We start from the raw sequence: 11,119 nt of genomic DNA, 5'->3' as shown, positions 1-11,119 counted from the left end.
CTTCGCTGGCAATTTCACGTTGGAGGATCTGGGCTTCATCTTCGTTCCTTCGTCACTGCGACGAAGCCCAGATCCTCCTCAACTCACAACCTCAAATCTGTGCCAGTGGTGCTGACGGGGGACACTGCCGGCGTCTGGAACCCGGCGCGGACCTCGCCTGCCAACACGCGACGTGCGGCTTCGGCCGCGGCCATCGGCGTGAAGCTGTAGCCGTTGACCGTGTCGAGCACCGAGCGCGCGACAGTGCCGTCTGCGGCGGTGACCGCGACCGCGGCATGGTAGCGATTGGCCTTGCGCTCGGCCGCATCCGGGCCGTCCGGCAATGTCGCCAGGTCGCCCTCGGGAAAGGCGTTGCCGGACACATGCACATAGGTCTCCACGTCTGGAATGCCGGTCGACCGGCCGATTGTGATGATGTCGGGCAAGGTGACGGCGAAACAGGACACCTCGCCCCTACCGAAGTCGAACAGCGCCGTTTCGCCGGCTGGGCGCGGCGTCACTCGTCCGTCATGCAGTGTCAGCGTTTCAATCACGACGTTGCGGCTCGCGCTGATCGCCGAACCGCGCGACATGGAGCCGGCGACATGGAGGGCAATCGCCACCTTGCGTGGGTTCTCCACGCGTGCGGCGGCATGGCCGGCAAGGCAGCCCAGCATCGCAACGCTGCCGCCGCTTCCGGGGAGCAGCATCACGCCTGCCGCCTTCGCGTCTTCATCCAGCTCTTCCGCAAGACGATAGCTGTCCAGCTCGGCTGCAATGTCGAGATAGTGCACGCCCGACCGGATCGCCGCGCGCATCAGCGGTTCGGCCGTGTCCATGTACGGGCCGGCGCAATTCAGCACGGCCGATACATCGACCAGCGCATTTTCGATCGCGTCGGAATCCGAGAGTTCGAACACGCGGCAGTCTGCACCCAACTCCTCGCCGAGTTGGACGAGGGAGGCATGGGAGCGCCCGCCGAGAACCAGCGGCAGTCCGGCGGCATGCGCCTGCTCGGCGGCCATTCGGCCGGTATAACCGCTCGCGCCATAGATCATCAGCTTTTGCATGATGGCTACTCCAGGTCGGCGTCGATGCGGGTGATGCGGCGATCGGCGTCAACCGTGAGGTCCAGCCGGCCGATCTCGTGGCCGAAGTCGCCGGTGAAATCGACGCGCAGGCGGGTGCGACCATCGGGCAAGGTTGAGATGGAGAGCAGATGCGTGACGGTGTGGTAGCCGACGAAGTACTGCTCGATATAGGTGCGGATGCCGGCTTGACCGTCGAAGCGATGGCCGGTGGACGGATCATCGATAACCGCGTCCTGTGTGAACAGCGCAATGACGGCTTCGGCGTTGCCGGCATTGGTGGCAGCGATCAGCGCGTCGGCGACTTTGCGTAAGGGATGGTCGGTCATGGCTGCTGCCCTTCGTGCTGCCAGCTCTTGTGAACGAATTCGAGGGAATAGCCGTTCGGGTCACGGACCTGCGCGGCGTAATAGCGGGGGTCATAATGAAACTGCGGCCCGGGCGGGTGGATCTCGCTCGCCCCGGCCGCCATTGCCGCGGCGTACGCCGAATCCACCATCGCCGACGAGGTTGCGACCAGGCCGACATGGACCGCGCCGGGCGCGGCAAGCCCCTGTCGCAGCCAAAAGAACATGCGCCCGTTCGCGCCAAAACCCTTCAGATCGGGATGGCCGGGATGGCCATCCTTGCCATCGTAATCGAGCCGGGCCGTGATGCCGAGGATCGGCAGCACCCGTTCATAGAAGGCGATCGAGCGATCGAAGTCGTTTACGGTCAAGAAGATGTGGTCGAGCATGTCGCGTCCCTCAGATCATGTAGCCGCCGCCGACCTCGATATTCTGGGCGTTCACCCAGCGATGATCGTCCGACAGCAGTCCGGCGATCAGGCAGCCGACATCGTCCGGCTCGCCGACGCGGCCGAGCGCGGTCTGGCCGGCGAGCATCGTTTCGAACTCCCGGCTCATGCCGCCACCGAGGTCGGTCCTGATCGGGCCGGGTGCGATCGAGTTGGCGCGGATGCGGCGATCGCCGAACTCCTTGGCCATATAGCGGGTCAGGACCTCCAGCCCGCCCTTGAACGCGGCATAGGGGGCAACGCCCACTGTTGCCACGCGCGTGGTCGCGCTGGCGACGTTCAGGACATGGCCGCCGTCCGCCATGAGCGGGAGCAGCGTCTGGGTCAGGAAGAACGGCCCTTTCAGGTGAACGCGGTAAAGGCCGTCAAACGCATCCTCGTCGACTTCGAGCATAGGGCGGAAGAGGCCATAGCCGGCGTTGTTGACGAGGGCACCGAACCGATCGGTTTGCCAGGTTGCCGCCAGCGTCTCGCGAACTGCATCGCGGAACGCGGAGAAGCTCGCGCTGTCGCTAACGTCCAGCTGCAGCGCGACGGCCTTGCCGCCTTCGGTTTCGATCGCTGCCACCACGCTCGCGGCGGCGGCGGGATTGCTGTTGTACGTCAGGATGACGCCCATGCCGCGCCTGGCGCATTGTACGGCGGCACTGGCGCCGAGACCGCGGCTGCCGCCGGTGATGATGACGATGCTCATGGCTGTACTCCTTCGATTTCGCTGAAGAACAAGTAGCTGGACAGCTCGCCGATTACTCACCCGTTTCTCCCTGCTTCTTGCCCATTTCTGCTTTTCGGTTGCCTGGAAGCGCATTTCGTGAAAACGAATGGGTATGGAGACACAACTCGCCGAACTACGTGTGCTGACGGCACGCGCCGAGAACCGTCGCACCGAAACCGGCATCCCCCGCGTCGCCATGGTGCAGGGGGCGATTCCCGAGCATCAGCTCGCCGCCGTCTACGAGCCAATGGTCAATCTGATCCTGACAGGGTCGAAGACGATGACCGTGGGTGACCGCAGGCTGCGTTACGATCCGGCGACCTATTTCGTCATGTCGGTCGACCTGCCCGCCGCAGGTGCCGTCCATCCGTCGGACAGCGGTGCGCCCTATCTTGCGGTCAGCCTCACGATCGAGCCTTCCGTGGTCGCCACACTGCTGACCGACATGCCCAATGCTGCCGGCGGCGAGCTTTACAGCCCGGGCTTTTCGGTCGCCCCGGTGACGGCGCACCTGCTCGACGCCTGGGTGCGGATGCTACGCCTTACAGACCGTCCGGACGAGATCGCCGCGCTCGCGCCCGCCTATGAGCGCGAGATCCTGTTCCGCGTCCTGCAGGGGCCGATGGGCTGGATGCTGCGGGACATCGCCATGCCCGGCACCGCACTATCCAGGATCGGGGTGGTCATCCAGTGGATCAGGGAGAATTTCGCTCGCCCGATCCGCGTCGAGGCACTGGCTGAGATGGCGGCCCTCAGCGTCTCCGCCTTTCATCGCCACTTCAAGGCGGTGACCGCGCTCAGTCCGTTGCAATACCAGAAGCACGTCCGCCTTCTCCACGCCCGATCCATGCTGATCGCGGGCGATGGAAACGCAACGGCCGTGGCGTTTCGCGTCGGCTACGAAAGCCCCACACAATTCAGCCGGGAATATACGCGCCAATTTGGCTTGCCGCCGTCACGGGATGCTCTGCGGTTACGGCGACTTTGATCATTAAGTGGATATTTGCGGCCGGTGTTGCACGACGAGTGGCAGCTTCCAGCGGAATCGTACATCTAAAGTAAAAGTTGGAACGACTGGGTATGGTCGGCAGCTGTAGCGCTGCCGCTTGGGCATGGAAGAATCGGACAATAGCGTGGAATCGGTGGTTCGCTACACTGCATGGTGGTGTGCGATGATCGGCGGCAATATCGGGTCATAGAGGGAAATCGGCGGGGCTGGCGGAGCGCGCGGGATTCGAACCGAGCTAAAGGAGGGCTATAGCGTAGACGTAGTTCTCATCATCGCCCGGCGCGGCGCGCCAACCCAAATAGCTCCCAATCTGCGCATATTTCATCGCAATCCGTCGGACAGTGATGGGCACTATCATCGCTTTAACCAGCAGCGATTCCGTTCTTCCAATCAATCGACAGGTCGCGGAGATGGATCACGCCCTGCACGCCGGTTTCCAGCGACAGCGATCGACGCCTTTGGGCGTGTTCGGCTCCTGTTTCCCGGACAGGCAAATCCCGTCTTTTGGCCTGCGGTACGGAGCGTTCCCACTCGAGCATCGTCTCAATCCCTAGATGCCCGCTACACCGGCTTTGGATGGCCGCCCCAATCAATGCACCAGTGCAACCCATTTTTGCAGATGTCACGTTCTCCCCTTCAGGCCAACTCGCCCACATACCCTCTGTTATGTCAGTATTTTCATCAAAAATGTGAGCGCAATCTTTGATGAATTCGATACTTTTATTTCATTTAATAACGTAAAAACAATATCATGACCATGTGGAATTCATCACGTGACAGCCATTCCGCCATTTTATGTTGACGCTATCATTTCTCTTGCATAGCCTCGTGCCTGATCTGACGCGTTAGAGGCGTGCGACACCCAAACGTTGCTCATCTTGGAAAAATGTCGATCCAAAAGGGGGATGGCATTTCCATTTTGCAGCCGGAGGGCGACTGACACCGCTTCACCACGTCCGATCATTAGGAGAGGGGTGGATAATAGTGTCCTTTAACAAGCGCTTGCTGGGTTCGTCGTCCGTACACGCCATATTGTTGGCAAGTGCGATCACAAGCTTCCTGCCATCGATCGCACATGCGCAGGCATCCGATACGGATGCGAGCATATCGTCGAAAACCGCCAAGGATAAAGCGGCCGCTCGCAAGGCCGATGATACGACCACCTCCGGGACCGATACGGTCACGCAAGAACAGGCTGCCGATATCATCGTTACGGGCCAGCGCGCGGCGCTGGAATCCGCGTCCCAGATGAAACGCAAGTCCGACACGATCGGCGATTCGATCGTCCTCGACGACGCGAACAAGGTGCCCAGCACCTCGCTGCTCGAAGTTCTGCAGCGCGTGCCCGGCGTCACCCAGAACACGATCCGCGCCGGTAATGCGGGGTCGCCCGACGGCTTCGCGTTCGAAGGATCGGGCATCCAGGTTCGTGGCCTCAGCGGGATCAAGTCGCTGGTCAACGGCCGTGAGGTGTTCTCGGCCAATGGCGGCAACGGCCTTAACCTCAACGACATCGGACCGGAACTGCTGAAGGCCGTGACTGTCTACAAGGCGAGCCGGGCCGATCTGATCGAAGGTGGCGTGGCCGGGACGATCGACCTGCAGACCTATATGCCGTTCGATTTCAACGGACCGAAAATTGCAGGCTCGGTTTCGGGCAATTATGGCGACTTCTCAAAGTCCATTGCGCCCAGCGCCTCGTTCCGCGCCTCAACCCGATTCGATACGGGCATCGGCGAATTCGGCATCCTGGCCGACATCGCCTATTCTAAGATCAAGTCCTACGACAGCAACATCCTAGTCCTGCCCTATTATCCGGTCAAATCAAACGGCTCGACCGTGTACGTTCCGGCGGGTTTTTCAGAAACGAACGATCAGTTCGAGCGGACGCGCAAGGGCTTTTACGGCGCGCTCCAGTGGCGGCCCATCCCCGAGCTGACCTTCTATCACACCACCTTCGTGTCGCGCTGGGACAGCAACCGCAATACGCAGCTGCTCAACCTGACGGCCGCGCCCAATATCGCCGTGAGCAGCGATAGCCAATTCAGCAACGGCTTCTTCACGCGCGGCGGTATCCTGAACGGCGCGGCCCCCACGACCGGCATTTCGGTCGGCAGCAACGCCAGCTACACCCCGTCGAGCACCAAGACATCGGACTTCAGCCAGGGTTTCAACTTTGAGTCCGGGCGGTGGAAGGTCAGCGGCAGCTATCAATATGTCACGGCCACGTCGGACATGTCGAAATATGGCATCGGCCTGGTCGGCGGCAACGTCATCCAGACCAATATCGATACCACCACGTCGCGCCCCGGCCTCAGCTTCCAGAGTCCGCTCGTCACCACGGCGGCCAATAGCAAATTGGGCAATTTCGCGTGGTTGACGGCCGACAATGAGGGGCATTCCAATGCCTGGCAGCTCGATGCCAGCTATGACCTGGGCGACGGTTTCTTCAAGAAGCTGGCGGTCGGCGGGCGGATCGCGGATCGGACCGAAACCGACAATTTCGTCGGGACCTATTGGGCGGCGACCGCCCGCGGCTGGAACGGCGTGCCACAACCCAACGTCGCAGCCTCGCCGCAGGGCGATTTCGAGCTGGAGGACTTTTCCAACTTCTTCAAGGGCGCCATCCCCGCGGTGGGATCGGTTTATATCCCGTCCAACGCGGTGCTGCGCGGTGACCAGTTCACGCGGGTCATCAACACCTATGCAGCCTGCGCCCCCAACCTGCCGTTCCGATGCACCAACCCGGCCGCCAGCAATTACATCTACGGCAACCCGCCGAGCCCCAATCTGGGTTCGCAACCGTCCTTCGTAACCACACATCCGACCACTAAGTCCGCCTATGCCATGATCGGCTTCGGCAACGATCGTGATGCGCCGATGCGCATTTCAGGCAATATAGGCGTGCGCTGGGTCAATTACCGGGTGGAGAGCGAGGGCAATTACGTCTTCACCGGCAACACCAACTATTATCTGACCGTGGCCGATGCGCAGGCCTCGCTGGCGCAAGTCGGCGGGCTGGCCAATGTTTCTGCCTGGCAGGCCGCAAATCCGGGGCAGAAACTGCCGCTGACTTATACCAGCGTGACCTATTCGGCGAACCGCTCGGGTAGTTTCGAGCAAGACTATTTGCTGCCGTCGTTCAATCTCAAATTCGAGCCAAACCGGACGCTGGTCCTCCGTTACGCGCTGACTGAAACCTTGACGCCACCCAATTACAATGATGTCCGGGCACAGGGCATGGCGTCGGTGTTTACCAACACGAATCCGTTGGCGACAGGCACCGCCACCTCGGTCTTGCCCGGCATCTTTGCCGGATACAGCTACACCTCTGGCAATCCCAGCCTGAAGCCCGCGACCTCTATCAACAACGACATTTCGATCGAATGGTATCCGAAGGCAGGCGTATCGGCCCATATCTCTTTATTTAACAAGGCGATTTCGAACCAGTATCTGTTCAACAGCTTTTCGGCCAATGCCGGACAGTTCTTCTCAACGGCGGACCAGCCGCAATCCGTGCCCGCCAGTGGCGGCGCGGCCCGTTTCATCGATGGACCGATCGTCGCGAGGGGGAATGTCAATGCCGCGCGCAAGACGATCATCTCGGGCGTGGAAGTGGGGGGACGGACCTATTTCGACATGCTTCCCGGCCTGCTCAAGGGCTTCGGCATCGACGCGAACCTAACCTATATCGACAACAAGGCGCCGGATTCGCTGGCGCTCGACATGAACGGCAATCCGCTTCGGGTGCCGCTCGTCGCGTTGTCGAAATGGGCTTACACGACGACGCTGCTCTATGACCTGAAGGGCGTCAGCGCGCGTATGTCCTGGACGTGGCGCAGCCGCTATCTGGCGACGACCTCGGATGCGAGCACCAGCGGCACCTACACGCCGGTAGGGTCGACCCAGGCGGTGACCTTCGGCCTGCCGGTCTATGGTGCGGCGGCGGGGCGCCTGGACGGTAGCATCGGTTATCAGTTCAACGACCATTTCAACATGCAGTTGAACGTCGCCAACATCACCAACACCGATCAGCGGACCGAAATGGAAATCCTGAAGGACCGCTTCGTGCAGCGCGGCGTGTTCGTCACCGATCGGCGCATCAGCCTGAACGCCGGGTTCAATTTTTGATGCGATATGGGACGCTTTTCACCATCTGGCTGGACGCATAGAGCGATACGATGACGAAGAGCGTCCTGATCGTCGGGGGTGGCACCGCCGGATGGCTCTGTGCCGCCTATATGGCTCGGATGCTGTCGGCGGACCGGCCCGGCGGGGTGTCGATCACGCTGGTCGAGTCCCCCGACATCGGAATCGTCGGCGTGGGCGAAGGCACTTTTCCGATCATCCGCAAGACACTGGGCCGGATCGGCCTGTCCGAAAGCGATCTGATCCGGGGTGCCGACGCCACCTTCAAACAGGGCATCCGGTTCCAGGGCTGGAACACGAACGGTCCGCTATTCGGCGATGACGCGTTCCTTCATCCGTTCCAGGTCAATGCGCAGCATAGCGACATGGACCTGTTGCCCTATTGGTTGCTGGGGGTGGCAGGCGATGTGCCTTGGGCCACCGCCAGCACGGTGCAGGCGCAGGCCATCGACGCAATGCTGGCGCCCAAGTTGATAAGCCACGCCGATTATGCCGCGCCGCTCAACTACGCCTATCATTTCGATGCCGTGAAGTTCGGCCAGGTGCTGCGCGACCGCGCCATATCCACCGGCGTCGTGCGCATCATCGATACGATCGACGACGTCCGCTTGGACGAAAAGGGCGCTATCGCGTCGGTACAGGGGCGGGCGAGCGGCATGCTGTCCGCGGATCTGTATATCGACTGTACCGGATTCCGAGCGCGTCTGATCGGCGAGGCGCTGGGGTCTTGCTTCACCTCATGTCGACAGCAGTTGTTCTGCGATCGTGCCGTGACGATGCAGCGGCCCTATGACCGTCCCGATACGCCGATCGCGTCCTGTACTTATGCGACCGCCCAGCCGAACGGGTGGATCTGGGATATCGGGCTTCATAGCCGGCGTGGGATCGGTCATGTCTATTCCTCCGATCATTGCAGCGATCAGCAGGCGCTGGACGCGCTGTGCCGCTATATTGGACCGGCGGCGGAGGCCATGACGCCCCGGCTGCTGACGTTCGAAGCGGGGTATCGTCCGGTACAGTGGCACCGCAACTGCGTGGCGATCGGCCTGTCGGCGGGCTTTCTCGAACCACTGGAGGCAACAGGCATCGGCTTTGTCGAACTGGCCGCGCTGATCCTGTGCAACCTCTTCCCTTGGTCTGGCGATCAGGAGCGGGCCGCCAGACAGTTCAACACACAGATGGCGACGCGCTATCGGCGGGTCATGGAGTTTCTCAAGCTGCATTACTGCCTCAGTCGGCGAACGGATTCGGATTTCTGGCGGGACAACCGCGCCAAATCCTCCATCCCCGACGATTTGCAGGACAGGCTGGAGCAATGGCGGCATCGGCCACCGTCTTTCCTGGATGTCGACAAGAGCCATGACGTGTTCGACGAAACCAGCTGGCAGTACATCCTCTACGGCATGGGCTTCCGCACCGATATCCGCGCCCGCGCCGGAGCCCTGCGCTTTCATGACGAGGCGCGGCGGGAATTCGAGAGTATCCGGCTGCAGAGCGCCAACGCCTTGACCGCCTTGCCGCCGCACCGTGCGCTGATCGAAGAAGTCGTCGCCTACGGATTCCGCCCTGTTGCGCGAGCGACACGATGACGACCGGACCGTCGGCTGCGGGCGCGCCGATCTCGCGCGTGGTGATCGTCGGCGGTGGCACCTCCGGCTGGATGTGTGCAGCCGCCCTGTCCCGCATGGCGGCGCCCGATATGACGATCACCCTGGTCGAGTCGGAAGAGATCGGTGTGATCGGCGTGGGGGAAGCGACCATTCCTCCACTGATCGAATTCAACACCTTCTTAGGCCTGAGCGAGCGGGAGGTGCTCGGCGAATGTCGGGGGACGCTGAAATACGGAATCGAATTCGTCGACTGGGGCAGAGCCGGAGCGCGCTATTTCCATCCGTTCAGTCCTTACGGCCGCGATACCGCGGAGTTTCCATTCCACCAGCTCTGGCTTCGGCTGATGGCGATGGCTGCTCGCGACGAGGTATCGGCGGCGGCGATCGGCGACATTGAGGATTATAATCTCTGTGCCCTGGCGGCACGACTGGGCCGCGTCGCACCACCGGGCACGAACAATCCCCTGCTCGCAACGATGCGTCACGCCTATCATCTCGACGCCACCCTCTATGCCAAGATTTTGCGGCGTTATGCCGAGCAGAAAAATGTCCAGCGGGTCGAGGGGCTCGTCGTCGATGTCGATCAGGCACCGGAGACAGGCCTGATCCAACATGTGATCCTGCGTGATGGCCGGACCATCGCCGGCGATCTGTTCATTGATTGCAGCGGGTTTCGGTCGCTGCTGATCGGGGAGGCGATGGACAGCGCGTTCATCGACTGGAGCGCCTATCTGCCCTGCGACAGGGCCATCGCAATGCCGGTCAAGCGGCACGGAGCGCCTGTGCCCTACACGCGCGCGACCGCCGACCGTGCAGGTTGGCGCTGGCGTATCCCGCTTCAGCACCGGGCGGGTCATGGCTATGTCTATTCCAGCGCCATTCTTGACGACGATGCGGCGCATCGACGGCTGGTCGAGACATGCGATGGCGAACCGATCGCCGACGCGCGGCCGCTGCGCTTCCGCACCGGCCATCGTCACTGTTTCTGGGACCGGAACTGCGTCGCGATCGGACTGGCAGGCGGCTTTATAGAGCCGCTTGAGTCTACCAGTATCCATCTGGCGCAACTCGGTATTCAGCGCCTGATAAACCTCTGGCCAGCGTATGGTGTCTCGCAGACCGAGGCGCAATGTTACAACCGGCTGATGACAGCGGATTATACCCGCCTGCGCGACTTCATTCTCCTCCACTATGTCGCAACGGATGGACGCGACGAGCCGTTCTGGCAGGAGGTTCGCCGCATCGCGATCCCCAATACGCTGGCGGAGAAGCTCGAGCTGTTTCGCGGCCGGGGTCGTATCGTCGCAGAGGCCGACGATCTGTTCACGACACATAATTGGCTGGCAGTCATGCTCGGACAGGGACTGCGGCCGTCCGGCTATGACGGCCTAGTCGATCGGGTGCCGTCCGATGTGCTGATCCGCAATATGGGCTTGCTACACCAGGCATTCGCAAAGGCTGCCACCAGGCTGGTCCCCTATCCTCATTCCGATGCGTAAGATTCAGCAGGCGGAGGGGGAAGACGAGCCTATTACTGCTGCGGCGATCGGCAATGCTCGCTGGCTACATGTTCCTTGTTCCATTCGCGATGAATCCCTGAACGAGCGTCACGGAAATTTCCCAGCGATCTGAGTGCCCATCGCTTTCACCTCGGGCGCGCCAAAATCTCACAAGAAAATCAATGACGTGAGAGGTAATTGCCTCTCACGTTCCCGGCATCACAATCCCAAAACTCACCAGCTTTGGCCGCGATGCCCGCGAAGCCCATTCGAT

At 61.5% G+C, this 11,119-nt stretch carries 10 protein-coding genes; 5 read left to right on the top strand and 5 right to left on the bottom strand.

Annotated features, from left to right (window positions below):
- Positions 1-83 precede the first annotated feature (83 nt).
- The 4 genes from ABDV78_RS15615 to ABDV78_RS15600 are packed head-to-tail and all read right to left on the bottom strand — an operon-like array spanning position 84 to position 2,557.
- The gene (locus tag ABDV78_RS15615) at positions 84-1,049 is read right to left on the bottom strand and encodes a saccharopine dehydrogenase NADP-binding domain-containing protein (RefSeq protein ID WP_343528365.1); all 966 of its coding nucleotides are present in this window, start codon (positions 1,047-1,049) and stop codon (positions 84-86) included.
- 5 nt (positions 1,050-1,054) lie between these two features.
- The gene (locus ABDV78_RS15610; RefSeq protein ID WP_343528364.1) at positions 1,055-1,396 is read right to left on the bottom strand and encodes a nuclear transport factor 2 family protein; all 342 of its coding nucleotides are present in this window, start codon (positions 1,394-1,396) and stop codon (positions 1,055-1,057) included.
- Positions 1,393-1,803 (bottom strand): VOC family protein, encoded by a 411-nt coding sequence (locus ABDV78_RS15605; RefSeq protein WP_343528363.1) that lies wholly within the window; start codon positions 1,801-1,803, stop codon positions 1,393-1,395. The genes ABDV78_RS15610 and ABDV78_RS15605 overlap by 4 nt, the downstream gene beginning before the upstream one ends.
- A 10-nt stretch (positions 1,804-1,813) precedes the next feature.
- Entirely contained in the window at positions 1,814-2,557 is a 744-nt protein-coding gene (locus tag ABDV78_RS15600) for an SDR family oxidoreductase (RefSeq protein ID WP_343528362.1), read from the bottom strand.
- A 127-nt stretch (positions 2,558-2,684) separates the two neighbouring features.
- Between ABDV78_RS15600 and ABDV78_RS15595 the strand changes: the two genes are divergently transcribed.
- Positions 2,685-3,566: an AraC family transcriptional regulator gene (locus ABDV78_RS15595; RefSeq protein ID WP_343528360.1), complete on the top strand. Its 882-nt coding sequence runs from the start codon at positions 2,685-2,687 to the stop codon at positions 3,564-3,566.
- Between the two features lie 383 nt (positions 3,567-3,949).
- On the opposite strand, the gene ABDV78_RS15590 is transcribed toward ABDV78_RS15595, so the two are convergent.
- Positions 3,950-4,126 carry a hypothetical protein gene (locus ABDV78_RS15590; RefSeq protein ID WP_343528359.1) on the bottom strand — a complete coding sequence of 59 codons (177 nt, stop codon included), beginning with the start codon at positions 4,124-4,126 and terminating at the stop codon, positions 3,950-3,952.
- A 445-nt stretch (positions 4,127-4,571) separates the two neighbouring features.
- Between ABDV78_RS15590 and ABDV78_RS15585 the strand changes: the two genes are divergently transcribed.
- From ABDV78_RS15585 to ABDV78_RS15570, 4 genes are read left to right on the top strand one after another with little or no spacing between them, the layout of a single operon-like run.
- Positions 4,572-7,718, top strand: a complete 3,147-nt coding sequence (locus tag ABDV78_RS15585; RefSeq protein ID WP_343528358.1) for a TonB-dependent receptor — start codon at positions 4,572-4,574, stop codon at positions 7,716-7,718.
- A gap of 50 nt (positions 7,719-7,768) precedes the next feature.
- Positions 7,769-9,325, top strand: coding sequence for a tryptophan halogenase family protein (locus ABDV78_RS15580; RefSeq protein WP_343528357.1), 1,557 nt, complete (start codon positions 7,769-7,771; stop codon positions 9,323-9,325).
- Positions 9,322-10,845, top strand: coding sequence for a tryptophan halogenase family protein (locus ABDV78_RS15575; RefSeq protein ID WP_343528356.1), 1,524 nt, complete (start codon positions 9,322-9,324; stop codon positions 10,843-10,845). The genes ABDV78_RS15580 and ABDV78_RS15575 overlap by 4 nt, the downstream gene beginning before the upstream one ends.
- Positions 10,838-10,978 carry a hypothetical protein gene (locus ABDV78_RS15570; protein WP_343528354.1) on the top strand — a complete coding sequence of 47 codons (141 nt, stop codon included), beginning with the start codon at positions 10,838-10,840 and terminating at the stop codon, positions 10,976-10,978. The genes ABDV78_RS15575 and ABDV78_RS15570 overlap by 8 nt, the downstream gene beginning before the upstream one ends.
- The last annotated feature ends 141 nt before the right edge of the window (positions 10,979-11,119 follow it).

The sequence above is a fragment of the Sphingomonas sp. genome, assembly GCF_039594485.1.
Lineage (GTDB): Bacteria > Pseudomonadota > Alphaproteobacteria > Sphingomonadales > Sphingomonadaceae > Sphingomonas.
Note: the sequence above shows the minus strand (reverse complement) of the source record. Positions and strands in the feature narration are given on the sequence as shown.